The organism is Antarctobacter aquimaris (assembly GCF_900184945.1).
GTDB lineage: Bacteria > Pseudomonadota > Alphaproteobacteria > Rhodobacterales > Rhodobacteraceae > Maliponia > Maliponia aquimaris.
On record NZ_FXYF01000002.1, the window covers coordinates 219,392 to 243,065 of the forward strand.

General features: G+C 68.2%; 20 protein-coding genes. 4 read left to right on the forward strand and 16 right to left on the reverse strand.

Annotation, left to right across the window (positions count from 1 at the left end; translation table 11 throughout):
- Positions 1-5: 5 nt before the first annotated feature.
- Positions 6-230 (reverse strand): twin-arginine translocase TatA/TatE family subunit, encoded by a 225-nt coding sequence (gene tatA / locus MAA8898_RS03805; protein ID WP_094019657.1) that lies wholly within the window; start codon positions 228-230, stop codon positions 6-8.
- A 177-nt stretch (positions 231-407) separates the two neighbouring features.
- Here tatA and MAA8898_RS03810 point away from each other — a divergent pair, with 177 nt between their 5' ends.
- The gene (locus tag MAA8898_RS03810; protein WP_094019658.1) at positions 408-1,067 is read left to right on the forward strand and encodes a helix-turn-helix transcriptional regulator; all 660 of its coding nucleotides are present in this window, start codon (positions 408-410) and stop codon (positions 1,065-1,067) included.
- Between the two features lie 109 nt (positions 1,068-1,176).
- Here MAA8898_RS03810 and MAA8898_RS03815 read toward each other — a convergent pair whose 3' ends face one another.
- From MAA8898_RS03815 to MAA8898_RS03835, 5 genes are all read right to left on the reverse strand, one after another.
- On the reverse strand, positions 1,177-1,653 hold the full coding sequence (locus tag MAA8898_RS03815; RefSeq protein ID WP_094019659.1) for a hypothetical protein: 477 nt from the start codon (positions 1,651-1,653) through the stop codon (positions 1,177-1,179).
- Positions 1,654-1,925: 272 nt separating this feature from the next.
- On the reverse strand, positions 1,926-2,828 hold the full coding sequence (locus tag MAA8898_RS03820) for a fructose bisphosphate aldolase (RefSeq protein WP_094019660.1): 903 nt from the start codon (positions 2,826-2,828) through the stop codon (positions 1,926-1,928).
- A gap of 128 nt (positions 2,829-2,956) precedes the next feature.
- A complete protein-coding gene (locus tag MAA8898_RS03825; protein WP_094019661.1) occupies positions 2,957-4,306 on the reverse strand; it encodes a cytochrome P450 in 1,350 nt (449 codons plus the stop codon).
- The gene (locus MAA8898_RS03830; RefSeq protein WP_094019662.1) at positions 4,303-5,544 is read right to left on the reverse strand and encodes a hypothetical protein; all 1,242 of its coding nucleotides are present in this window, start codon (positions 5,542-5,544) and stop codon (positions 4,303-4,305) included. The genes MAA8898_RS03825 and MAA8898_RS03830 overlap by 4 nt, the downstream gene beginning before the upstream one ends.
- A 164-nt stretch (positions 5,545-5,708) precedes the next feature.
- Positions 5,709-6,452 carry a cytochrome c biogenesis CcdA family protein gene (locus MAA8898_RS03835; RefSeq protein ID WP_094019663.1) on the reverse strand — a complete coding sequence of 248 codons (744 nt, stop codon included), beginning with the start codon at positions 6,450-6,452 and terminating at the stop codon, positions 5,709-5,711.
- 110 nt (positions 6,453-6,562) lie between these two features.
- Here MAA8898_RS03835 and MAA8898_RS03840 point away from each other — a divergent pair, with 110 nt between their 5' ends.
- On the forward strand, positions 6,563-6,784 hold the full coding sequence (locus MAA8898_RS03840) for a sulfurtransferase TusA family protein (RefSeq protein WP_094019994.1): 222 nt from the start codon (positions 6,563-6,565) through the stop codon (positions 6,782-6,784).
- A 602-nt stretch (positions 6,785-7,386) separates the two neighbouring features.
- Here MAA8898_RS03840 and MAA8898_RS03845 read toward each other — a convergent pair.
- The 3 genes from MAA8898_RS03845 to MAA8898_RS03855 form a co-directional block, all read right to left on the reverse strand.
- Positions 7,387-8,466, reverse strand: a complete 1,080-nt coding sequence (locus tag MAA8898_RS03845; RefSeq protein WP_141194785.1) for a hypothetical protein — start codon at positions 8,464-8,466, stop codon at positions 7,387-7,389.
- A 528-nt stretch (positions 8,467-8,994) separates the two neighbouring features.
- Positions 8,995-12,015, reverse strand: coding sequence for an Rne/Rng family ribonuclease (locus MAA8898_RS03850; RefSeq protein ID WP_094019995.1), 3,021 nt, complete (start codon positions 12,013-12,015; stop codon positions 8,995-8,997).
- A 573-nt stretch (positions 12,016-12,588) separates the two neighbouring features.
- Positions 12,589-13,527: an NAD(P)-dependent oxidoreductase gene (locus MAA8898_RS03855; RefSeq protein ID WP_281252846.1), complete on the reverse strand. Its 939-nt coding sequence runs from the start codon at positions 13,525-13,527 to the stop codon at positions 12,589-12,591.
- 35 nt (positions 13,528-13,562) lie between these two features.
- Between MAA8898_RS03855 and MAA8898_RS03860 the strand changes: the two genes are divergently transcribed.
- Positions 13,563-16,028 carry a penicillin acylase family protein gene (locus tag MAA8898_RS03860; RefSeq protein WP_094019666.1) on the forward strand — a complete coding sequence of 822 codons (2,466 nt, stop codon included), beginning with the start codon at positions 13,563-13,565 and terminating at the stop codon, positions 16,026-16,028.
- On the forward strand, positions 16,025-16,933 hold the full coding sequence (locus MAA8898_RS03865) for a phosphotransferase family protein (protein WP_094019667.1): 909 nt from the start codon (positions 16,025-16,027) through the stop codon (positions 16,931-16,933). Before MAA8898_RS03860 ends, MAA8898_RS03865 begins: the two co-directional genes overlap by 4 nt.
- 134 nt (positions 16,934-17,067) lie before the next feature.
- Here MAA8898_RS03865 and hflX read toward each other — a convergent pair whose 3' ends face one another.
- The 7 genes from hflX to MAA8898_RS03900 form a co-directional block, all read right to left on the reverse strand.
- On the reverse strand, positions 17,068-18,303 hold the full coding sequence (gene hflX, locus MAA8898_RS03870; RefSeq protein ID WP_094019996.1) for a GTPase HflX: 1,236 nt from the start codon (positions 18,301-18,303) through the stop codon (positions 17,068-17,070).
- Between the two features lie 47 nt (positions 18,304-18,350).
- A complete protein-coding gene (gene hfq / locus MAA8898_RS03875) occupies positions 18,351-18,590 on the reverse strand; it encodes an RNA chaperone Hfq (RefSeq protein WP_094019668.1) in 240 nt (79 codons plus the stop codon).
- Between the two features lie 137 nt (positions 18,591-18,727).
- Positions 18,728-20,236: a TrkH family potassium uptake protein gene (locus tag MAA8898_RS03880; RefSeq protein ID WP_094019669.1), complete on the reverse strand. Its 1,509-nt coding sequence runs from the start codon at positions 20,234-20,236 to the stop codon at positions 18,728-18,730.
- Positions 20,237-20,302: 66 nt separating this feature from the next.
- Positions 20,303-21,679, reverse strand: coding sequence for a Trk system potassium transporter TrkA (gene trkA, locus MAA8898_RS03885; protein WP_094019670.1), 1,377 nt, complete (start codon positions 21,677-21,679; stop codon positions 20,303-20,305).
- A 102-nt stretch (positions 21,680-21,781) separates the two neighbouring features.
- Complete coding sequence (locus MAA8898_RS03890; protein ID WP_245853233.1) at positions 21,782-22,447, reverse strand: hypothetical protein; 666 nt, start codon at positions 22,445-22,447, stop codon at positions 21,782-21,784.
- Positions 22,444-22,926 (reverse strand): hypothetical protein, encoded by a 483-nt coding sequence (locus MAA8898_RS03895; RefSeq protein WP_094019672.1) that lies wholly within the window; start codon positions 22,924-22,926, stop codon positions 22,444-22,446. Before MAA8898_RS03895 ends, MAA8898_RS03890 begins: the two co-directional genes overlap by 4 nt.
- Before the next feature lie 122 nt (positions 22,927-23,048).
- A complete protein-coding gene (locus MAA8898_RS03900; protein ID WP_094019673.1) occupies positions 23,049-23,669 on the reverse strand; it encodes a hypothetical protein in 621 nt (206 codons plus the stop codon).
- Positions 23,670-23,674: the final 5 nt, after the last annotated feature.

Consider the following 23,674-nt stretch of genomic DNA (forward strand, 5'->3'; position numbering starts at 1 on the left):
ATGTGTTACACCTTGTCCGTGTCTTTTTCTTTGGACGGCGACACGTCCTTGGCCTCTTCGGCCTTCTGGTCTTCCAGTTCCTGCGTGCTCTCGCTCACGCCCTTCTTGAAGGCGGTGATGCCCTTGCCCACTTCGCCCATCAGCGACGAGATCTTGCCGCGTCCGAACAGGACCAGCACGACGACGGCGATCAGCAGGAGGCCGGGAAGGCCGATGTTTCCGATACCCATGGTGTCTCTCCTCAGGGGGGCGGCGCCCGGATGGGCCCGCGCGATGTATGCCACTGGGGCTATCTATAGGCTCTCCGCAGCGCGGAAAAGGACCGAAAGCACCTGAATTCCGACTGGATTTGTCATGAGGTTGTCAGTTGTCAGGTTTTTGTCAGTATGATGGGCAAAGGAGCGCTCATGAATCGCAAGGACCGCCTTTACGCCCTGATGCAGCGGCTGCGCGACGGCAAGCTGCACACCGCCGAGGCGATGGCCCAGGACCTGGGCGTTTCGGTGCGCACGATCTACCGCGACATGGAAGTGCTGGCCGCCTCCGGCGTCCCGGTCGAGGGCGCGCGCGGCTACGGCTACACGGTCCAGGCGGCGATCACCCTGCCGCCGCTGAACCTGACCGAGGCCGAGCTTGAGGCGCTGCACCTGGCGCTGGCGGCGCTGGGGGCGTCGGACCTGCCGGAACAGGCGCGCGCCGCGCGCAGCCTCGCGGCCAAGATCGAGGCGGTGCTGCCCGAGGACGCCGGCCCTGCGCCTGCGCCCTTCGGCTTTGCCACGGATGCCTTTGCCGAGGCGGCGCGCGGCTTTGCCCACATGCCGGTGATCCGCGCCGCGATCCGCGCCCGCCAGCGCCTGCGCATCGGCATTTCGGGACGCAGCCACGACATAAGACCGCTGCACATCGACTATTTCGGGCGGGTCTGGACCTGCGTCGCCTGGGACGAAACCGATGCGGCGTTCCTCAGCCTGCGCATCGACCGGATCGAGACGCTGTCGCCCCTGCCCGGCCTGTTTGTCGACGAGCCGGGCAAGACACTGGCCGACTGGCGGCGGCAGTCCGGCTGACGGAATCGAGGCGACCCCGGCGCCGGGAGAAGGCGCCGGGGTCTATCGGGACAACGCGCGGCCCCGGGATGGATCATGGGGACGGGACCGCGCGTGGGGCTGCCCGAATTCAGTACTTGGACACGTAGCCGGAGGTGTGACCCGAATTCTTGTAGATCGGCGCCCGGTGGACGGGGGCCGGGGCCGGCTGGTAGGCGGGCGCCTTGTAGTCAGGCGTGATGTACTGTTGTCCGGTGTAGCCGGTGTCGTATCCGGTCCGGACGTCCTGGTAGCCGCTCACGATGCAGGACCAGGGCGCGTTCTGGTCGCCGCCGACCTTGATCACCTCGCGCGACAGCGTCGAGTACTGCGAGGTCGCGGCGGCGTAATTCTGGATGCATTCCATGTGGCCGATATAGGCGGTGTTCCAGTCGGCGTAGCCGTAGGCATCGTTCGCCGCCACGGTCCAGGTCTGGATGGTGATGATCTTGGCCTGCTGCTGGGTGTGGCCATAGCCCAGGGCGGTGATCTTGTCCCCCTGTTCGGCGGCGGCGGCGCCGGCGGTCAGGGCAAGGGCGATGGCGGTGATTTTTGCAAAGGTGTTCATGGGTCTGTTCCTTGGGTTGAATGGGGTCGTCGGGGTCTGCCTGTCGTCCTGGTAAATCCGGTCTGGCGATTCCTTTGGTGCGTTGGCCGACAGTCAAATCTCTGACGCCAGATAGCCCTGAATCCTTGGACCGCGCAGGTGAGGAAAACCGCCAGTCCGGCGTAACCCCTTGGACTGGCGTCAGATAAATCTTGAATCAGCTGCGAAAAACGTGAAAAGGCCCCGCGTCCGTCAGGAAAGCGGGGCCCGGTAGCCTGCGGAATCGCGGGATGTCAGGCCGAGGCCTGGTAGATCTTGTCGATGTTGGCACCCAGGGCCGCATTGAACTCGGCGTCCGACTGCTGCTTGGTCAGGCCCTCGGCCAGCGCCCGGCTGAACGACGCGATCATCTTGGGCTGGCGCGCCAGCCGTTCGCAGGCCTCGTCGGTGGAATAACCACCCGACAGCGCCACCACGCGGATCACCCGCGGATGGTCGGCCAGCGCGTCGTACAGCCCGTCGACGGTGGGAATGGTCAGCTTCAGCATGATGTCCTGCCCTTCGGCCAGCTGGTCGAGATGGGCGAGGATCTCGGCCTTGAGGATTTCCTCGGCCTCGGCCTTGGTGGCTGACTTGATGTCGACCTCGGGTTCCAGGATCGGCACCAGCCCGGCCTTCAGCACCGTCTTGCCCAGCTCGAACTGCTGCGCGACGATGGCCTTGATGCCCTTGGGGTTGGCATCGAAGATGACCGAGCGTTCCTTGGTGCCGAAGATGCCGAACTCGGCGGCTTCCTTCAGCAGTTCCTCGACGCCCGGGATCGGCTTCATCAGCTGCACGCCGTCGGCCTTGGCCTCCAGACCCTTGTCGATCTTCAGAAAGGGCACGATGCCGCGATCTTCCCACAGCGCCTGCGCGGTGGGCTTGCCCTCGACCTGGCCACGCATGGTGCGTTCGAACAGGATCGCGCCGATCACCTTCTTGCTGGTGAAATCGGGGGCGGTGATGATCCGCGTGCGCATCTCGTGGATCTCGGCGAACATGGCGTCCTCGCCCTCGTACATGTCCTCGGTCACGCCGTAGAGGCGCAGCGCCTTGGGCGTCGAGCCGCCGGACTGGTCCAGCGCGGCGATGAAACCCGCGCCGGTGCGCATCTGTTCGGCTTGCTTGGCAAAGGTGGCGGCATCCAGTCCCATGTGACCCTCGTGTGTTGCGATGAAATGGCGGTTGCGACCTTCGATAGCGCAGCAAACGGCCCCGGTATAGGGCGCCTTGCGGCTGTTAACGCTAAATGTGACGCAGGGGCCGGTGGCCCGGCAAGGTCTTACCGTTGCTCCACCTTCAGCCAGATGCCGTCCCGCGCCCGCACCGTCAGATGCGCCTCTGGCACCGGCACCCGGCCTTCGACCGGCGACACCCGCAGGTCGCGCAGCAGCAGCGACAGCAGCAGCACGCCTTCGACCATGGCAAACCCCGCCCCGGTGCAGACGCGCGGCCCGGCGGAAAAGGGAATGTAGGCCTCGCGCCCGCAGGTCTTGCCGTTCTCGGTCTGCCAGCGCGCGGGGTCAAAGCCGTCGGGGTTGTCCCACAGCCCTTCGTGGCGGTGCAGGTGCCAGGGGCTGAGCACCATCTGCGAGCCCTTGGGAATGTCGCGGTCGCGCAGCCGCTCCGGGCAGGCGCTTTCGCGCACCATCATCGGCACCGGCGGGTACAACCGCAGCGCCTCGCGGAACACGTCGCGGCTGACGCGCAGTTTCGACACCAGGGCAAAATCGCCGCTCTCCAGCAGCTGCGCCTCAGACGCCACCTTGTCCTGCCACTCGGGATGCGTCGCCAGCAGGTACAGCGCCCAACCCAGGGCCGAGGCGCTGGTTTCGTGCCCGGCCAGGAAAAAGATCGCCACCTGGTCGACCATCTCCTGCGCGCTGAACCGCTCCCCGGTCTGCGGGTCGCGCGTGGTCATGATCTTGGTGGCCAGGTCGTCCGGCGCGGTGCCCGCCGCGATGGCGGCCTGCCGGTCCTCGGTCAGCCTTGTGATCAGGGCGCGGATGCGGGCGGCGGCGGCACGGGTGTCGCGGCGAAAGAATCGCGGCATCCAGCGCGGCAAAGGGATGAAGGCGGCCAGGTTCAGGATCGGCTGGGTCCGCTGGTAGGCGCGGAACTCGTGAAACACCGCCTGCGCGATCTCGTCCTCGATCGGGATGGAAAACAGCGTGCGAAAGATCACGTCCGCCGCCGCGTGGCTGGTGACTTCCTCGATCTCGACCGCCGCGCCTACCCGCGCCGCCAGACGCGCCCGCGCCGCCTGTGCAGCCTGCCACATGGCCGGGTAGGTCTCGCGCAGCCGCCCACCTTCAAACGCGGGGTCGATGATCCGCCGCTGGCGCTGCCATTGCGCCCCGTTGGTCAGAAAGACCGAAGAGCCCAGCAGCGGCCGCAATCCTTCGCTGATGCGGGCCGACTTGGGGAAATCCATCGGCCGGTCCTTCAGCACCAGCTTCACCAGCTCGGGCTGGTTCAGCAGGTAGGAACGGAAGAAGGGCGTGCGGAACTCGGCCATCTTGGCGCGGTACAGGCGCGCGGGCTGGGCCGAAAGGATGTCCTGCCGGAACAGCTTGACGTAGCGCCACAGCGACACCCGGTCCGGCCGCGCCGCCGGTTTCGGCGGGATCATGCGGCGATGCTCGTGTATTTCGACACCGCCACGTCGATCCGGCTGGCCGAGGCCGGACGGCCGGCATAGCGCGCCGCCAGGCTGATCGGCCCGGCGGTGATCTGGAAATAGTCGTAGTCCAGCGGCCGGTCGAAGGCGCAGAGGTACTGAAAATGCAGGCGGAAGAACTTCCACCGCAGTTCCTTCCAGCGCTCCGGCGACAGCGATTTCGTGAACTGCGCCGAAAACACCAGCGGCCAGCGCTTGTCCTTCGGGGCGACCCCCGACACCGCGACCGGATCACACAGCGCAAAGGCGCAGCCGTCCCCCGGCGCGGTCACGTCGACCCAGGTCAGCTCGGGCCGCGCGCTGAGATAGCGCAGGTCGGCCCGCAGCCGGTGCGCATCGCGCAGGAAAGAGACCATGGGCACCACCTGCCCAAGGCTGAGAAAGGCCAGTTTCGGCCCCCGCACCGGCGCCTCGCCCGCGCGGATCAGGTCGGCCAGGATCGACACCGCCAGGTGCGCGCCCGAGGAATGGCCAACCACCAGCACCTCGTCCACGTCCTCGCGCAGCGCCCTCGCGATGATCGCCCGGAACTGCGCCAGCCGCTTTTCCAGTTCGGGCGGGTTGGCGCCGCGGTAGCGCGCCGAATAGGCGTAGTCGTGCATCAGGTAGTAGGCGAAAAACTTGCCGTCCTTCTGTCGGAACCAGCGCAGCACGGCCCAGGCGATGCCGCCCCAGGCGATCAGGCCCAGACCCGTGGCCACGCCGCCCAGCCAGGGGGCCAACCGCCCGGCCAGGGCAAAGCCCGCCCAGCCCAGCAGCAGGGCGACCGCCAGCTGCACCAGCAGCATCCCGATGGGATAGAGCGCCGCGATCACCGGCCCCTTGCGCAGAAGCATCAGCCGGAACAGCGCCCCGGTGGCGATGTATTCCCAGGCGGTGCGGACCAGCTGGGCATAGGTCGCCGGGATGGTGTTGGACATGCTGTCGCGCACGATGTCGGACCAGACCAGCACCTCGACATCGGCCTGTGTCTGCTGCCCGGCGATGGTGCTTTCGACGTGCCAGCCATAGAGCCCGCCGGTGCGCTTGGGCTTCAACCCAAGGTCATAGCCGGAGATCGCCGCCTGCGCCGCGCCTTCCTTGCGGTAAAGCTCGCGGTAGCGGCGCGGATGAATCGGGTCATAGCCGGGAATGTAGAAGACCCGGCGCCTGCGGACGTCCTGCGATGCCTCGGCCTGATCAATCGCCATCTTGCGCGCCTCATCGTTTCGCCCAGCGTAACGCGGGTTTCCGGCAAGAGTAAGGCGGTTCGGGCGGTGGCGGCGTAGTCAGGGGGCGCTGCCCCCTCTGTCCCCGGACCTTGTCCGGGGCCATTCACCCCCGGGATATTTCCAGCCAGAAGAAACCTTGGGGTTCAGCCCAGGGTGGCCAGCGCCGGAAAGGTCTCGAGCAGCCAGAACGAGAAGTCGGCAAAGCCGCCCGTGAGCATCAACAGGCCGATGGTCCAGAGCAGCAGCCCCATGGCGCGCTCGATCTGTTCCATGTGGCGCTTCATCCAGGCCATGGTGCCGGTGAGGCGCGGCAGGAAGGCCGCGACCAGCAGGAAGGGAATGCCCAGCCCCATGGCATAGACCCCCAGCAGCAGCGTGCCGCGCGGCAGCGAGGCCTCGGCGGCCGCCAGCGACAGGATCGCGCCCAGCTGCGGGCCGATGCAGGGCGTCCAGCCGAAGGCAAAGGCGAGGCCCAGCACGTAGGCGCCAAAGGCGCTGCCGCCCCGGTCGCCCGCGTCCAGCCGCGCCTCGCGGTCGAGAAAGCCGATCCGGTAGAGGCCGACGAAATGCGCGCCGAAGATCATCACGATGAGGCCGGCGCCGGTGTTGAACCAGCCTTGCCAGGCCAGCAGCGCCCGCCCCGCCGCCGAGGCCGCCATGCCCAGCAGCAGGAACACCGTGGACAGCCCCAGCACGAAGAACAGCGCCGCCAGCACCGCCTTGCGGCTGGACTGGCCGAGGTCGGTCATCGACACACCGCTCATGTAGGCGAGATAGGGCGGCACCACCGGCAGCACGCAGGGGCTGAGAAAGGATATGAAACCGGCCAGCAGCGCCACGAACATGGCGGGCAGCAGCGACGCGTCGATGATCTCGATTCCGAACATGAGCTGGACATAGGCGAAAGCGCGGCCAAGGTCACGCGGCCTGACTGTCACATCCTCGTATGGCAGGTCCCTTTTCAAGCGCCCCGCGCGGCGCTAGATCAGGGCGCATGATGACCCATGAACTCGACGCCATCGGGCTCTTGTGCCCGCTTCCCGTCCTGAAGGCCCGCAAGCGGCTGCACGCGCTGGCGCCGGGCGAGGTGCTGACCCTGATGACCGACGATCCGGCGGCGGTGATCGACGTACCGCATTTCTGCGCCGAGGCGGGGCACGTGCTGGTGGGCCATAGCGCGGAGGGCAAGGTCATCACCTGGACGATCCGCAAGGGGTGAGCGGTGCGGTCATGCCCGCGCGGTCAGCGAGTTGAGGATGCGTCTTCAATGGCTTGCAGAGGCGAATTTTCCATTGGACAGGAAACGCCCCGCCAGCAGAGACCGGAAAAACCCGCATGGGTCCGGCCCGTCGTCGTCAATGAACGGCCCCGGATCGGCATCTTGGCAACGCCGGTGGTCACGTGACATGACGGCGCCGCGAAGACCTCTGCGGAGGTTTGGCGCCCGGACTGCCGACTGTGCAAGCCTTTGGTGCCCCTTTCGCGGCAATGGCCCCATCCGCGTCCGGTGAGACACCGGCATGGAGCATATCGGCCGGGCTGGTCACAGCAGACCTCCGCACAGCGTCAGTCGAGCGGCGGACATGCGGACGAAGATGACCGCCCCCGCAGCTTTCGATGAACACTGTCAGACCAGAGCCGACCTACATTTGCCGAGCCGCATGCCAAGGGTGCGCATGCAGGTCGGGCGGGAAGCGTGCCGATGCAAGTGCGGCACCTCCGCTGAGGCATGCGGCCGGAGCGACGCACTCCATGTGCCGATATTCGTCGCGCGCCGGCTTTCAAGGCAAGGCGCGCTTCCGGCAAGGTCAGTGTTTCAGTTCACGGGGAGCGTTTGGCTTTCCAGGTCTCAAGACTTTCGACCGGTCGATTGTCGATAAAGACATACTCGGAATGATGTGGCCGCGTTGGGGTCTGGTCCAGATCCATCTGCGGGAGCGCCCATGCGCATGCTCTTTCGGGCTCGAACAAGATCTCTGCAAATTGTCTGCCCAACGGCGGGATCGCCAACTGCATCGGGGCATAAAACCCATTCCTAAGACCATCGTGCGCGGCCTTCATCCAGACCCGGTTGCGCGCGCAGTCGTGCACCTCGTAGGATTCGGTGTCGATCGCATCGCCGACCGCTTGCGCCAACAGCACTAGAACCGACCCTCGGTCGACGTCGGGCCGGGCGATCAGCCATTCGACAAAGGGCACAAGCTCGGCTGCTGCACTCCCCGGCCAATCAATACTGATGCATAGCTCGTGCCACACGTCCGGGCTCTGCGCGCATAACCAGTCGGTCAGATTCTGGCCCAGGGCAGGGTTTGCACGTTCTTGCCGCCACAGATCGGCTTGGCGACTTTGTTCCTCGAGGGCCACTTTTGTCTGCGCAACCCCCTTCATGCGGGCGGAAATGCGGCCGTGCCAGCTTGACCGGATTTTGTCTGCCGAGTTCCGCTGACGACGCGACATCTGGCGGCGCACTTCTTGATATTCCGCCTCAGGCAATTCGGCAGACGCCACGAAAAGCTGGATCGCGCGAAGCTGCAGGACCGAGACCGGTTCGAGACGCTGGCGCACGAAAAAATCCGGTTTCAAATCGCTCAGCCCCTCCGAACCAGCTTGGTTCACAAAGAAGAAAAGGGCGGCGAGGGGCTCTTGTGACATGTCGCCTTCGGTCTTGCCTGGTTTCCCGCCCGACACGGCAGTCCTCCAGGCACCCGAGTGGCTTTCCAGCACTTTGAGGCTTTCGTTGTAGACCTCACGTGGGTTGAAACCGATATCCGAAAGCGCGCGCTCGACCGCTGCGGCCGCGCGCATTTCGTGCAGGACGCGGAAAACGATCACCAGGATACCGATCCAGACCGTCAGGCCCAGAGCATAGAAAACGAATAACAAATTCCCACCATCCTTCATCAAGACACCACTGGCATTTGATAATAGGCGGAGGTCTCGACGAAACTGAGGCTGAACGAAGGATCGCGTCCGTCAGGCGCGACAGGTTTTCGGAAAGCCAAAGGATGGCGCAGTGGTCTACCGTTTGCCGCAGCCATTTGAACCAAGCCTGTGCCGCGTGGCAGCGCCCCATTTATGCGCGCGTCGGTTTCGGGGCGCCTGCGTTCGGGGGCGACGACAGATCATGGCGCAAGGGTCGCCATCCACACGTTGCTGCCGTTCATCTTCGGCGCGGCATCGGTCGATTTGGGCTCGGAGCACCAGTTCGCCGCACCAGTCATGGATGTTCGCTGTCGGGGGCTTGCCAGAGCATGCAAATCCCGCGCCCTGCGGTTGCCCGCCATCCATGCTGGCCGCAGCATTCGTTTTGTACCCTCCGCCCGCCCCTGGCGGCCCGGGCTGTTGTGTCGTTATCGCCACCCCGCGCCACGAAAAGAAAAAGCCCCGCGTGCGTGCGGGGCTTTTCATTGGTCTGACCATGTGCGCGGATCAGCCGCCCAGCGACCACCAGCCGCGACGCTTGGGCTTGTCGTCGGCGGTGTCGGCCGGTTCCGCCTGTTGCACGGGTGCGGCGGGTTCCGGCTCGGGCGCGGGCGCCGGGCGCTCCTCGGCCGGTTCCGGTACGGGCGCCTCGGCGACGACGGCTTCCTCCGGTTCGGCAGGCTCGGCGGCGGCCTCGGGTTCGGTCGTTTCGGCCTCTTCCGGTTCCGGCGCGCTGGCCGCGACCGGGGTGCCGACCACCGCGGCGATCACGTCCGACGCCTTGCGGCGGGTACGGGCGCGTTTGGGCCTGTCGGCGGCGGGCGCTTCGTCGGCCTCTGCCGCGACCGGCTCGGCGCTGACCGGCTCCGGGGCCGGGGTCTCGACCGCTGCGGCCGCAGCGGCCTCGGCCACCTCCGGCTGCTCGGCCGGGGTCTCGGCGGCATCTGCCTCGTCCGAGGTCTTGCTGCGCGAGCGCGACCGGGACCGCGACCGGGAGCGTGTCTTGGGCTTGCTCTCGGGCTTCTCGGCGTCCTCGTCGGCCGGGGCTTCGGCGGCCTCGGTCACCTCGTCGGGGGCCAGGTCGTCCTCGCTGTCGTCGCCGTTGTCCTGGTCGTCGTCAGCCGCGCCGTTGTCGCTGTCGCTGTCGCCGTTCTCGGCGGCATCGCTGCCGTCCTTCGACTTGGGCTTGCGCCGCCGCCGGCGACGGCGCTTCTTGGGCTTGCCGTCGTCGCCGGTCTCGGAGGTGGTGGCGGGACGTGCTTCGGCCTGGGTCTCTTCGGCCTCGGCTTCGACCTCGATCTCGTCCTCGTCTTCGTCGGTCTCGGCGTCCTCGTCGACCTGGTCCATCAGCAGCGCGCTGGCCGAGACCACCGGGGCCGTGACCTCGGGGACGTTGCGCGTGGCGGTCTTGAACTTCTCCATGGTGAAGTCCGGCGCCACCAGGTGCGCGTCGCCCTCGATGCGCACGGACATGCCGTAGCGTCCCTCGATCATGGCGACGTGTTCGCGCTTCTGGTTCATCAGGTAGTTGGCGATGCCGATCGGGCATTTCACCAGCACCTCGCGCGACCGGCGGCGGGTGCCCTCTTCCTCGATCTGGCGCAGGATCGCCAGCGCCATGTTGTCGTCCGAACGGATCAGCCCGGTGCCGTGGCAGGCGCTGCAGGGCTGCGTCGTCGCCTCGATCATGCCGGGGCGCAGGCGCTGGCGCGACATCTCGAGCAGGCCAAAGCCCGAGATCCGGCCCACCTGGATGCGGGCGCGGTCGGTCTTGAGCTTGTCCTTCAGGCGCTTTTCCACGGCGGCGTTGTTCTTGCGCTCGTCCATGTCGATGAAGTCGATCACGATCAGGCCCGCAAGGTCGCGCAGGCGCAACTGGCGGGCCACCTCCTCGGCGGCCTCCAGGTTGGTCTTGAGCGCGGTCTCCTCGATCGAGCCTTCCTTGGTGGCGCGGCCCGAGTTGACGTCGATCGCCACCAGCGCCTCGGTCACGCCGATCACGATGTAGCCGCCGGATTTCAGCTGCACGGTCGGGTTGAACATGCCCGACAGGTAGCTTTCCACCTGGTGCCGCGCGAACAGCGGCATCTGGTCATGGTAGTGTTTCACGTTCTTGGCGTGGGACGGCATGATCATCTTCATGAAGTCCTTGGCCACGCGGTAGCCGCGTTCGCCCTCGACCAGAACCTCGTCGATCTCGCGGCTGTAGAGGTCGCGGATCGACCGCTTGATGAGGTCGCCTTCCTCGTAGATCTTGGCCGGCGCGATGCTCTTCAGCGTCAATTCGCGGATCTGCTCCCAGAGGCGCTGGAGGTACTCGTAGTCGCGCTTGATCTCGGTCTTGGTGCGCTTGGCGCCGGCGGTGCGGATGATCAGCCCGGCGCCCTTGGGCACGTCGATCGACTGGGCGATCTCCTTGAGCTTGGAACGGTCGGCGGCCTGGGTGATCTTGCGGCTGATGCCGCCGCCACGCGCGGTGTTGGGCATGAGCACGCAGTAGCGGCCGGCAAGGCTGAGGTAGGTGGTCAGCGCCGCGCCCTTGTTGCCGCGCTCTTCCTTGACGACCTGGACCAGCATGATCTGCCGGACCTTGATCACTTCCTGGATCTTGTAGCGCCGCGCACGCGACGGCTTGCGCACCGGGCGGATGTCTTCCTGGGTGTCGTCGTCGGCCACGGATTCGATCGAGGAGTCGCCGGTGTCGGCCTCGTCTTCCTCGTCCTCGTCGTCGTCCTCGTCGAGGTCCTGCGTGACGACCATGTCGTCGTCACCGGCGTCCTGCGCGATCGGGCGCGGCGGGGTCGTCTCGTCCTCGGGGGCGGCGTCGTCCTGCGCGGCCTCGGCGACGGGGGTCTCCTCGGCATCCGCCTCGGGGGTGTTTTCGACCGGGCCGGCTTCGGCGGGTGCCGCTTCGGGGGCCGCCGCTTCGGCCAATTCGACCGCTTCGGGCGCGGTGTCCACGGGGGTCGCTTCTGCCGGAACGTCAGCCACGGTCTCGGCCGGGGCGTCCTGCGGTTCCTCGACCGGGGTCTCGTGCACCGTCTCCATCGGCGACAGCCCCTCGCCGGGATCGCCGGCCTCGAGGTCGTCGTCCAGGTCGATGGTCTCCATCCCGCTGGGTTCGCGCGGTGCGCGGTCCTGCGGGGCGGGCGCCGCCGAAGACGACCGCGACGAGGATTTCTTGCGCGAGCGCGAGCGCGATTTCTTGGGCTTGTCCTCTTCCTCGGCCGCGGCGCGGGCGAGTTCGGCCTCTTCCTCCATCAGCGCCTTCCGGTCGGCGATGGGGATCTGGTAGTAATCGGGATGAATCTCCGAGAACGCCAGAAAGCCGTGGCGGTTGCCGCCGTAATCGACGAATGCCGCCTGCAACGAGGGTTCGACCCTCGTGACCTTGGCTAGATAGATGTTGCCTGCAAGCTGACGCTTGTTTTCGGATTCAAAGTCGAATTCCTCGACCTTGTTTCCGTCCACCACCACGACGCGGGTTTCTTCCGCGTGGGTGGCGTCGATGAGCATTTTCTTTGCCATGTTGTCCGTATGCATGCGCGAAACGCCGGCCTCCCTGGCGGGAGACCGGCGGTTGGGGCATGTCTTGTCTGGGCGAGATGGTGCGCTGTGGCATGGCGGGAGCGTTTGCCCCCTGCCGCATGCCTCATGTCGTTCGCGCGCGTCATCGCGGTTCTTCTCCGACGCACAAGCCGGGCCTGAACCCGTATCGGCGCCAATGTGTTGAGCCCGTCGCCTGTCGCGGTCCGGGCGGTGTATTTGGCCATGTGGCCCGATCGGTCTGCCCGGGACCCCGTGTCTCGGGAATCCAAGGTCAGCGAAACTGTACGGCGCGGGTCAATATCGAGTGAGCGCGGCCTGACCGGCACCATAACGGCAGCGGGAGGGGAATGACAATAGGCCATGTCCGCCCCGCCGGGAGGTCCGTCCCGCGTCGGTTGTGCGCTGCCGCCCCCGACGACGCGCCAAACGCCCTTCGAAGGGCGTTTTTCCCCCGGCCGGATCCGGTCCGCCCGGGGATCAGGGGCGCCAAAGCGGTTTCGAAACCGCTTTGAAACGCCTTTCGAAAGGCGTTTCCCCGCCCCTCGACCAGGGTCAGTCCAGCGCCCGCAGCCGCTTGAGCAGCGACGAGGTGTCCCAGCGCCCGCCGCCCATCTTCTGCACGTCCTTGTAGAACTGGTCGACCAGCGCCGTGACCGGCAGCGAGGCGCCGTTCTCGTCGGCGGTGCGCAGGCAGATGTTCAGGTCCTTGCGCATCCAGTCCACCGCAAAGCCATGCTCGAACTCGTCGGCGATCATCGTCTTGTAGCGGTTGACCATCTGCCACGACCCGGCCGCGCCGCCACCGATCACCTCGACCACCGCCGCGCCGTCCAGCCCCGCCTTCTCGGCGAAATGCAGCCCTTCGGACAGGCCCTGCACCAGCCCGGCGATGCAGATCTGGTTGACCATCTTGCACAGCTGGCCCGACCCGCTCTCGCCCAGCCGCTTGCACAGCTTTGCATAGCCCATCATCACCGGCTCGGCCGCATCATAGCGCGCCGCGTCGCCGCCGCACATGATCACCAGCTGGCCGTTCTCGGCCCCCGCCTGCCCGCCCGACACCGGCGCATCGACAAAGCTCAGCCCCGCCTCTGCCGCCGCCGCGTACATCTCGCGCGTGACCTGCGCCGACACCGTGGTGTGGTCGACGAATGTCGCCCCCGCCGCCATCCCGGCAAAGGCGCCGTCCGCGCCGATGCAGACGCCGCGCAGGTCGTCGTCGTTGCCGACGCAGGCCATGACTAACTCGGCGCCCGCCGCCGCCTCGCGCGGGGTGCGCGCGGCGGTCCCGCCATGCGCGGCCACCCATTTCTCCGCCTTGGCAAAGGTGCGGTTGTAGACGGTGACCTCGTGCCCCGCCTTGGCCAGGTGGCCCGCCATCGGATAGCCCATCACCCCGAGACCCAGAAATGCGACTTTTGCCATGTGAAACCTCCCCGTTCCGTGTCCGGCCCGCCCCTTGGCTTTGCAGGCCCGGCAAGTTAATGCGATGCGATCCGACCTAGCCCAAGTTGACGGAGAGGGAAATGGCGGTTCTGTTCAAGTGGCTCCTGCGTCTTGCCAGCGCCGCGATCTTCGTGATCGTGGTCGGCGGCACGCTGGTCTACTACCTCGCCTCGCGCTCCCTGCCCGAGTATGACGCGACGCGCCCCGTCGCCGGGATCACCGCCGACATCGAGATCGTGCGCGACAACTCGGCCGTGCCGCACATCATGGCGCTGTCGGACCGCGACGCCTTTTTCGGGCTGGGCTACGTCCACGCGCAGGACCGCCTCTGGCAGATGATGGTGATGCGGCGCACCGTGCAGGGCCGCCTGTCCGAGATATTCGGCCGCCGCACCCTGCGCACCGACACGCTGCTGCGCCGGCTGGACCTCTACAGTGCCGCCCAGGCCTCGGTCGCGCACCAGGACGCCCGCACGCTCGACGCGCTCGAGGCCTATGCCGCCGGCGTCAACGCCCGCATCGCCGAGATCAACGCCGAAAGCCAGGGCCGCGGCGCGCCGGAATACTTCCTGTTCGACGCCGACATCGCGCCCTGGCAGCCGGCGGATTCGCTGGCGGTGCTCAAGCTGATGGCGCTGGAACTCTCCGGCCAGGTCGGCACCGAGGTGCTGCGCGCCCGCACCTCGCTGCTGCTGGGCGACGAGGCGCGGCTGCGCGACCTGCTGCCCGACATGCCCGGCGACCCCGTCGCCGCCCTGCCCGCCTTTGCCGACCTCGCCCCCGGCCCGCTGCCGCGCTATGCCGAAAGCACGCCGCGCGGCGGCGAATTCCTGATGCCGGTCAACCCGGTGGGCCTGGCCGGCGCGTCCAACGCCTGGGCCGCCGCGCCGGACCGCTCGGCCTCCAAGGGCACGCTGCTGGCCAACGATCCGCACCTCGGCTTCACCGCGCCGACGATGTGGTATCTCGCCCGGCTCCAGCTGTCCTCGGGCGGGGTGATCGGCGCCACGATCCCCGGATCGCCGAACATCGTCATCGGCCGGTCCGAACACCTCGCCTGGGGTGTGACCTCCTCCTACCTCGACGACCAGGACCTCTACTTCGAAGAGATCGACCCTGCCACGCCCGAGCAGTACCGCACCCCCGACGGCTTCAAACCCTTCGAGACGCGGCAGTCGATCATCCGCATCAAGGACGAGACCCCCGTCACCCTGACCCTGCGCTGGACCGACAACGGCCCGGTGCTGCCCGGCTCGCAGTTCAACCTCGACACCATCACCCCGGCCGGGCACGTCGTCTCGCTGGCCTGGACCGCGCTGTCGCAGCAGGACACCACGGCCACGGCGGCGATCGGGCTGATGATGGCCACTTCGGTCGAAGAGGCGCTGGCGCTCGCGCCGCTCTACGTGACCCCGGCGCAGAACCTGACGCTGATCGACAGGACCACCGTGGCGATGAAGCTGGTCGGCGCCATGCCCCGCCGCGACCCGGCGCATGAAAGCCTGGGCCGCCTGCCCTCGCGCGGCTGGATCGCGACGAACCGCTGGCAGGGCATCCTGCCGGCATCCGCCAACCCGGAATTCCTCGCCCCCGAGGGCGGCATCGTCGGCAACACCAACAACAAGACCGTGGACCGCCCCTTTCCGATGCACGTCAGCTATGACTGGGGCGACAGCCAGCGCGTGCAGCGCTGGCAGACACTGATGCAGGGCCGCAAGGTGCACACCCGCGACAGCTTCATCGAGGCGCAGCTGGACACCGTGTCGCCCGCCGCGCGCACCCTGCTGCCGCTGATCGGCCGCGACCTGTGGTTCACGGGGTCGGCCGCCCCGCTGGGCACGCCGGAGCGCCAGCGCCAGCGCGCGCTGGACCTGCTGGCCAACTGGAACGGCGAGATGAACGAGCACATGCCCGAGCCGCTGATCTATGCAGCCTGGCTGCGCGCCCTGCAAACCCGGCTGATCCAGGACGATCTCGGCCCGCTGGCCGAGGAATTCGACCACGTCGAGCCGCTGTTCATCGAACGGGTGTTCCGCGACGTGGACGGCGCCAGCGCCTGGTGCGACGTGATCCGCTCGGCCGTGGTCGAGACCTGCACCGACATTTCCCGCCTGGCGCTGGACGATGCGCTGGTCTGGATCGGCGAGACCTACGGCGACGCGCTGGAATCGCTGCGCTGGGGCGATGCGCACATGGTCACACACGAACACCCGGTGCTGGGCGAAATCCCCCTGCTGAAGTACTTCGTCAACATCCGCCAGACCACCTCGGGCGGCGACCACACGCTGCAACGCGGGGTGACGGCGGGCGACGGGCCAGAGCCCTTCGCCAACGTGCACGGCGCGGGCTACCGCGGCGTGTATGACTTCGCCGACCCGGACAGCTCGGTCTTCATCACGGCGACCGGCCAGTCCGGTCACCCGCTGTCGCGCCATTACGACGACCTCGGCCAGCTCTGGCGGCGCGGCGAATACATCCCCATGTCGCTGGACGTGGACCTGGCGCGCGCCGCCTCGGTCGGGATCACGCGGCTGGTCAAGCCGTGAGGCTGACGCCGGACGCGGCACTCCGGATCGCGGGTGACGCGCTGGCCCGGCACGGCGGCGGCACCGGGCTGCGACTGCTAAGGGCGGGCGAAGGTCCGGCACAGGCGCATCTCTTCACTGCCCAGACCGCTGCGGGACCTGTTCTGCTGAAACTCTGGCCCGAGAGCGCCGCCGAGCGCGCCGCCCGCCAAGCCCGGCGCCAGCGGCAGGTGGCGCGCAGCTTGCGCGACGGACCGTATCGCGTGCCGGGGGTGACGTTTTTCGATGCCGAGGCGCGAGTCCTGGCGATGCCGCTGGTCACGGGGCAGGACCTCGCCGCGCTCTGGTCTGACAGCGACACGCGCGCGCCGCAGGCCGCCGGCGGCTGGCTCGCCGCCTATCACGGGCTGACGCGCCGCACCTGCGCCTTTGACCCGACGGGGCAGGTGAACTGGCTGGCGCGGCTGGTCGCGGCAGGGGAAAGCGGCGCGCGGACCATCCCCGACCTGCCCGGCTTCACCGCCGCCGCGCGGCGGGTGACGGCGCTGGCCCAGGCCGCGACGGGCCACGCGACGGTCCGCGCGGTCACCCACCGCGACATGACCCTGTCGAACCTGATCCTGGACACCGACGGCACGGTCTGGGGCATCGACCTCGAGAACAGCCGCGAGGACGAACCGCTGCGCGATCTCTTCACCCTGGCGCTGGACCTTCGGACGCAGGGACCGGGTGACGGCGAACAGGCCGCGACGCAGCTCAGCCAAGCCTACGGCGACACCGGCACCGATCCGCAGGTGCGCCTGGCCCTGCAAGGCTGCTTCTGCCTCTGGGTCTGGGCCAACACGCCCCTCACCCCCTCCATCCGGCAAACGCGCCGGCTGGAGGTCGCCGAGGCGCTGCTGCGCCGCGACACACCCGCGATCTGACCTGCGGACACTGCGCCGAAAGCCGCTTCGAAGCGGCTTTCCCAAGCGGTTTGCAAACCGCTTCCAAGCGTTTTCGAAAACGCTTCAGAACGCCTTTTTCAAAGGCGTTCCCCAAGGCCCTTCGAAGGGCCTTGTCAGCGCCCCTGCCCCAGCGCCTCGAACCTGGCCCGGTCCTGCGCCGTCCAGCGCACCGACAGATGATAGCCGTCCTCGTCCTGCCGTTCGGACTCCACCAGGCCCTTCTCGAACAGCCAGGCCCGCTTGCGCCCGTCGGAATACCCCAGCACCAGGTCCTCGAGGCGCCGCTCGTCCCCCAGCGCCTGCGTCACCGCCTCTAGGAAGCCGTCCAGCCCGTCGCCGGTCAGCGCCGAAACCGGGTACACCCGCTCCAGCCGCGTGGCGCGCAGGCGCATCGCCTCCATCTCGTCGGGTTCCAGCCGGTCGATCTTGTTCCAAAGCTCGATCTGCGGCGTCTGCTCATCCACCCCCAGGCTGTCGAGGATCGTCCGCACGTCCTCGGCCTGCGCCTCGCTCTCGGGGTGCGAGATGTCGCGCACATGCACCACCACGTCCGCCGCCAGCACCTCTTCCAGCGTGGCGCGGAAGGCGGCGACCAGCTCGGTCGGCAGGTTGGAGATGAACCCCACCGTGTCCGACAGGATCACGTCCGCGCCGGTCGGCAGGTGCACCGCCCGCATGGTCGGGTCCAGCGTGGCGAACAGCATGTCCTTGGCCATGACCTCGGCCCCGGTCAGCCGGTTGAACAGCGTCGACTTGCCGGCGTTGGTGTAGCCCACCAGCGCCACGATCGGATAGGGCACCTTGGCCCGCGCCTTGCGGTGCAGCTCGCGCGTCTTGACGACCTTTTCCAGCTGCCGCTTCAGCCGCACCAGCTGTTCGTCGATCGCCCGGCGGTCCGCCTCGATCTGCGTCTCGCCCGGGCCGCCAACAAAGCCCAGCCCGCCGCGCTGCCGCTCCAGGTGGGTCCAGGCCCGCACCAGGCGCGAGCGCTGGTAGGACAGCGCCGCCATCTCGACCTGCAACACGCCCTCGCGCGTCGCCGCGCGGTCCGAGAAGATCTCGAGAATCAGCCCGGTGCGGTCCAGCAGCTTGAGCTTCCACTCCTTCTCGAGGTTGCGCTGCTGCACCGGCGAGACATGGCCGTCCACCAGCACCAGCTCGACCTCGGCCTCGCCCAGCCGCTCCTTCAGCTCGGCCACCTTGCCCGAGCCGAACAGCATGCCCGGCTGCGGATCGCGCAGCGGCACCACCTCGGCGCCGACCACGTCAAGCCCGGGCAGCGCATGTGCCAGCGACACCGCCTCTTCCAGCGCGAGCCTGGCGTCGCGCCGGTCGGGCTGGTTCTTCATGTCGGGATGCAGGACCCAGGCGCGGGTCACCGGCGGGGCATGTTCCTTCAATTGCCCTCTTCACCGTCATACAGGTTGATCGGCTGGCTGGGCATGATGGTGGAAATCGCGTGCTTGTAGACCAACTGCGACTGCCCGTCGCGGCGCAACAACACGCAGAAATTGTCGAACCAGGTGATGACACCCTGCAACTTGACCCCGTTGATCAGGAAGACGGTGACCGGGACCTTGGTCTTGCGGACATGGTTGAGAAAAGCGTCCTGCAAGTTCTGTCTATCGGAAGCCATTGAATTGCCTTTGTTCTTTCCGAGCCCGCGCGCCGGGCTGCCCTCGTTTTGCCGAGTATGTCGCGCCCCCGCCGGAGTTTCCAGCCGAAAGTTGGATCCCGGACCGGGCCCGGGGCCCCGGTCTGGTCCTTCCGCCCCTACTCGCGCCATACGTCAGGGCTGATCATGACGATGATCGCCAGAAGTTCAAGCCGTCCCAGCACCATCGCCGCGCAGAGGATCAGCTTGAGATCCCAGGCATAGCCCAGCAGGTCGATCCGCCTGGCCGGCCCCATCTCGATCAGCGGCCCGGTGTTGGACAGCGTGGCGATGGTCAGCGTCGTCGCGCGTTCGAAATCGATGTTGTAGAGGCCCAGGATCAGCGTCATCGCCGCCAGCGTCAGCGCGAAGAACATGAAAAAGACCCAGGCGATGAACGCCCCCTCGCGCCGCACCCGCCGGCCCAGCGGCCCGGCGCGGCCGACCGAGTTGGGATGCACCAGCCGCTCGATCTCGCGCGCGCCGTTCAGGTACAGCGCGTAGACCCGCAGCAGCTTGACCCCGCCCGCCGTCGTCGCCACCCCGCCGCCGACCAGCGCCAGCCCCATCAGGATGATCCCCGGCGTCGACAGCCCCGACCAGTCCTGCGCGGTGTCCCAGTCGCCGCTGACGAACCCGGTGGTGCTGAGAAACGACAGCGCGGTGAACAACCCGCCCCAGAGCGCGCGCAGCCCGGCGGTCCAGTCCTGTTCCTCGCCGATGTCAAAGGCCGCCGCCCAGTGCCGCACGAACAGCAACAGCGGCACCGCCACCACGATGATCACGCCCAGCCGGAACTCCGGATCGTTCAGCAGCCCGCGCACCTGCCGGGTGTCGGCGGAAAAGGTCAGCCGCGACAGCGCGAAGAACATGAAGATGAACAGGATCATCTCGCCCGCCAGCCCGCTGGGCGCGGTGCCCTGCTCCGCCAGCGGCGAGATGCCCGAGGTCGACATCACCGACATCGCGTGGCTCAGCGCCACCAGCGGCGGATCGCCCGCCACCAGCAGCATCACCGTCAGCGCCAGCGTCAGCCCGAGGTAGACCGGAAACAGCATTTCCGTGCTGCGCGCCAGCCGGTGCATCGGGTCCGACGGCCCGGTGTTGGACGCGCCCACCGCCACCGCCTGCCCCGGCTCGCCGCTGGCCGTCACCTCGAAGCCCCCCAGCGCCAGCGGCGCCAGGATGGCCGAAGCGGCAATCCACATCAGCAGCCCGCCCATCCAGCCGACCTGCGCCCGCCACAGGTGCTCCGGCCCCGACAGCCGGCCCGCGTCGAACAGCGTGGCGCCGGTGGTGGTAAAGCTCGACACCATCTCGAAATAGGCGCTGACAAAGCTGGTGGTGCGCACCGCCTCGTGGAACGGCACGGTGAACAGCAGCGGCAGCAGGACAAAACCCGCCGCCAGCGCCACCAGCTGGCGCAGCGCGCTGCGGTTGTGCGCGCGGTTGTCCAGCGCGAGGCCCACCAGCAGGGTAAACACCACGCCCAGCACCGCGCTGTAGAAAAAGCTGCGCGCGTCGTGGAATTCCTCGATCGCCAGCGCATAGGCCGCCGGCAGCAGCATCGCCAGCGACCCCAGCCCGGTCATCATCAGGAACAGCGGCAGGCGGGACAGCATCTTCATCGGCCCGTGCCCCCTGCGGCGTGCCCCGTGTCGGCTGTCGCTGTGTGCGCGGCGCGGGACATGGCCTCAGAAAAAGTCGATCGAGACCTGGAGCAGGCGCTCGACCTCCGGCACGTCGCCCGCCAGCGCAAACAGCACGATCTTGTCGCCCTCCTCGATGCGCAGGCTGCCGGTGGGCTTCATCACCTTGCCGGCCTTGCGCACCGCGCCCACCAGCACGCCTTCGGGAAAGTCGATCTCGCGGATCAGGCTGCCGGAGATCGGCGAGGTCGACAGCACCTCGGCCTCGATCACCTCGGCCTCGGCGTCGCCGATCGAGTAGACCTGGCTCACGCGGCCATGGCGGATGTGGCGCAGGATCGAGCTGACGGTGGTCGAACGCGGGTTGATGTAGGCGTCGATGCCCAGCGGCTCCATCAGCGGCACCAGCGTCGGGTCGTTGATCAGCGCGATCACCATGGGGCAGCCGGCCGCCTTGGCGCGCACCGCGGCCAGCATGTTGACCTTGTCGTCGTCGGTGACGCAGAGCGCCGCATCGGCCCGCGCCACCCCGGCCTCGGCCAGCAGTGCTGCATCCAGCCCGTCGCCGTGCAGCACGATGGTGCGCTCCAGCTCCTCGGCGGCGCGCTCGGCGTTCTTGCGGTTGCGCTCGATCATCTTGGCGCGCACGCGGATCTTGCCGGTCTCCAGCGCGCGGGCGACCGCCAGCCCGACGTTGCCGCCGCCGACGATGACCACGCGCTCCTGCTTGCGGTGCGCCTTGCCAAAGATTTCCATGGTGCGCTGCACGTCCTCGGCATGGACCATGACGTAACAGCTGTCGCCCTCGAACAGCTGGTCGTTGGCTTCCGGGGCAAACAGCTGCCCCTCGCGCCGCACCCCCACCACGACCGACCGCAGGGTCGAGAACAGGTCGGTCAGCTGCTTGAGCGGGGTGTTCACGATCGGGCAGTCCTCGTCGATCGTCAGCCCCAGCAGCTGCGCCTGCCCCTCGAGAAAGGACTCGGTGTCAAAGGCCGAAGGTGCGGCCAGCCGCTGCAAGGCCGCCTCGGCGACCTCGCGCTCGGGCGAGATCACCACGTCGATCGGCATGTGATCGCGGCGGTAGAGGTCCGAGTAGATCGCCGTCAGGTAGCTTTGCGCGCGCAGCCGGGCGATCTTGCGCGGCACGGAAAACACCGAATGCGCCACCTGGCAGATCACCATGTTGACTTCGTCGGAATGGGTCGCCGCGATCACCATGTCGGCATCGCGCGCGCCCGCCCGATCCAGCACGTCGGGGTAGGAGGCAAAGCCCGCGATCCCCTGCACATCCAGCGTGTCGGTGGCACGGCGCACCAGGTCGGGGTTGTTGTCCACGACCGTGACGTCGTTGCGCTCTCCGGCAAGATGGCGGGCGATCTGCCAGCCGACCTGCCCTGCCCCGCAAATGATGACCTTCATGCGCCTCTTGGCCCGTGCCTGCGCCGTCCCCGGCGGTTTCGCCTACGGCTTCGCATGGCCGGAGGGCGGCGTCAACGGCCGCAGGGCGGCGCGCGCGCGCCGTCACATCCCCGTCAGGGCGATGACCAGCGGAACCGGCGACACCGCCACCAGCACCGCCAGCAGGGTCGGCAGCGGGGCGAATATCCCGCTGATCCCCGCCAGCATCATGATCCCGCCGCCGCCGCCGATCACCACGTTGCCGGGGATGTTCAGCGCCAGCGCCAGCGCCAGGTAGCGGTGCCGCAGCGCCAGCGCCACAACGCCCGGCGGCGCCCCCTCCAGCAGCAGCGCGGCGCGCTCGGCACGCGGCAGCGGCGCGGCGCGTTCGATCAGCGCGGCGGCGCGGCGCAGGTACAGCAGCGCCAGCAGCCGGGCCAGCAGGGTGACGGGCAGGAAACGCCCGACGCAATAGGCCAGCAGCATGGCCAGCACCGTGGCGCCGTAGACCAGCGGCGCGATGGCCGCGCCAAAGGCCGTCAGCAGGGCGATGCCGATCTCGGCCCCCGGCACGAAGGGCAGCGCCAGGAGCACCACGTAGACCGAGACGCCCAGCATGATCGCGCGGTGCACGCCCTGTTCGTTTTCGGGCATCAGCGTCATGTCCAGCGCGTCGCGCACCAGGTGCGCGCCCCAGGTCGCCAGCAGCACCAGCACGATCAGCGCCGCGACCCGCAGCCCGATCGCCACGCCCCACGGCCGGCCCGCGCGGTGGGGCGGCGGTGTCACCCCTCGGAGGCCCCCACAGCCGGCGGCACCTCGGTCCCCTGCCCGGTGGCGGCGATATGGCGCGTCCAGTACCAGCGCCGGGTGGTCCAGGTCGCCTCGTGACGCAGCGTGCCGCCCTGCACGGTGCCATGCCAGACCACGCTGTGCGGCGCCTCCGGGCAGGTCGTGGTGACGGTGAAATGGATCGTGTCGCCCTCGTACCAGGTGAGATAGGTGGACCAGCCGAAATCGCAGTACTCCTGGCACCGCTCGGACTGGAACCTCCCGTCGGCAAAGCGCAGCGTGTCGGTCATCACCTTGCCCGGATCGCCCACCGTGTCGACCGTCTCGAACACCCGCCCGTCCAGCGCGTGACCGGCGGCCCAGGGCGCGGCCGGGATGGCCACGGCGGGCGCGTCTGGGCGCATCACCGACACCGTGGCCGCCCCCGCGCCCAGGGCGAGGATCGCGGCGGCGCCTGCCTGCGCAATCGGTGTCATGGCGGCCTCCTTCCGGGTGCGGTGGTTGGGTGCGGGTGCTGTCAGAGTGACGCCCGACGCGCGGTCACGCAACGGAAATCCGCCCCGACACGGCCACGCGCACCTCTGCCCGGCCGTTCGGCTCAGACCCCGTCGCGCAGCGCGCGGCGGCGTTTCTGCCGGCGCTTCATGGCAAAGACCTCGGCCCGCGGCACCCAGCGATATTTCGGATCCTCGGTCACCCGGCCATACCACAGCCGCCCCTGACCCAGCCGCCAGGGATCCAGCACCAGCCCCTCGGTCATCGCCGCGCCGGCGGGCGACACGATCACCGTGGAATGTTCGATCAGCAGGGTGTCGGCATTGGCGATGGCGCGGTGCAGGTCCAGCGTGGCCAGCCCCTCCTGCCGCAACCGCGCCTCCAGGTCGTCGGCCCAGTCCTTGCACAGCCCGCGCGGCTTGCGCCCGGAGTTCACCTGGATGTTGTGGATCAGCGGCACATCCACCGCGCCCCAGAGCCGCGCCCAGACCAGCGGCTCTTCAACCGCGATCCGCGCGACCGTGGCCGCCTCCTGCGGCGACACCCCGGGCCCCAGCGCCAGGATTTCGCGCTCAAGGGCGGCGATCTTGTCGGCCTGCCCGGCCGCGCCCTGCCCCGCGACAAAGCTGTTGCCCGGCTGGCGCGCTGGCGCCCCGCAGCCCGCCACCGCCGCCGCAAACCCCAGCAGCGCCGCCCTGCGTGTCAGTGTGCCCGCCCCCTGCATCGGCC

What these genes read in the sequence shown, in the direction of transcription:
- MAA8898_RS03810 (WP_094019658.1), top strand. Translation starts at nt 408, where the DNA reads ATGAATCGCAAGGACCGCCTTTACGCCCTGATGCAGCGGCTGCGCGAC.
- MAA8898_RS03880 (WP_094019669.1), bottom strand. Translation starts at nt 20,236, where the DNA reads ATGAAGATGCTGTCCCGCCTGCCGCTGTTCCTGATGATGACCGGGCTG.
- MAA8898_RS03815 (WP_094019659.1), bottom strand. Translation starts at nt 1,653, where the DNA reads ATGAACACCTTTGCAAAAATCACCGCCATCGCCCTTGCCCTGACCGCC.
- MAA8898_RS03835 (WP_094019663.1), bottom strand. Translation starts at nt 6,452, where the DNA reads ATGTTCGGAATCGAGATCATCGACGCGTCGCTGCTGCCCGCCATGTTC.
- MAA8898_RS03850 (WP_094019995.1), bottom strand. Translation starts at nt 12,015, where the DNA reads ATGGCAAAGAAAATGCTCATCGACGCCACCCACGCGGAAGAAACCCGC.
- MAA8898_RS03900 (WP_094019673.1), bottom strand. Translation starts at nt 23,669, where the DNA reads ATGCAGGGGGCGGGCACACTGACACGCAGGGCGGCGCTGCTGGGGTTT.
- MAA8898_RS03895 (WP_094019672.1), bottom strand. Translation starts at nt 22,926, where the DNA reads ATGACACCGATTGCGCAGGCAGGCGCCGCCGCGATCCTCGCCCTGGGC.
- trkA (WP_094019670.1), bottom strand. Translation starts at nt 21,679, where the DNA reads ATGAAGGTCATCATTTGCGGGGCAGGGCAGGTCGGCTGGCAGATCGCC.
- MAA8898_RS03830 (WP_094019662.1), bottom strand. Translation starts at nt 5,544, where the DNA reads ATGGCGATTGATCAGGCCGAGGCATCGCAGGACGTCCGCAGGCGCCGG.
- hflX (WP_094019996.1), bottom strand. Translation starts at nt 18,303, where the DNA reads ATGAAGAACCAGCCCGACCGGCGCGACGCCAGGCTCGCGCTGGAAGAG.
- tatA (WP_094019657.1), bottom strand. Translation starts at nt 230, where the DNA reads ATGGGTATCGGAAACATCGGCCTTCCCGGCCTCCTGCTGATCGCCGTC.
- hfq (WP_094019668.1), bottom strand. Translation starts at nt 18,590, where the DNA reads ATGGCTTCCGATAGACAGAACTTGCAGGACGCTTTTCTCAACCATGTC.
- MAA8898_RS03820 (WP_094019660.1), bottom strand. Translation starts at nt 2,828, where the DNA reads ATGGGACTGGATGCCGCCACCTTTGCCAAGCAAGCCGAACAGATGCGC.
- MAA8898_RS03845 (WP_141194785.1), bottom strand. Translation starts at nt 8,466, where the DNA reads ATGAAGGATGGTGGGAATTTGTTATTCGTTTTCTATGCTCTGGGCCTG.
- MAA8898_RS03840 (WP_094019994.1), top strand. Translation starts at nt 6,563, where the DNA reads ATGACCCATGAACTCGACGCCATCGGGCTCTTGTGCCCGCTTCCCGTC.
- MAA8898_RS03860 (WP_094019666.1), top strand. Translation starts at nt 13,563, where the DNA reads ATGGCGGTTCTGTTCAAGTGGCTCCTGCGTCTTGCCAGCGCCGCGATC.
- MAA8898_RS03825 (WP_094019661.1), bottom strand. Translation starts at nt 4,306, where the DNA reads ATGATCCCGCCGAAACCGGCGGCGCGGCCGGACCGGGTGTCGCTGTGG.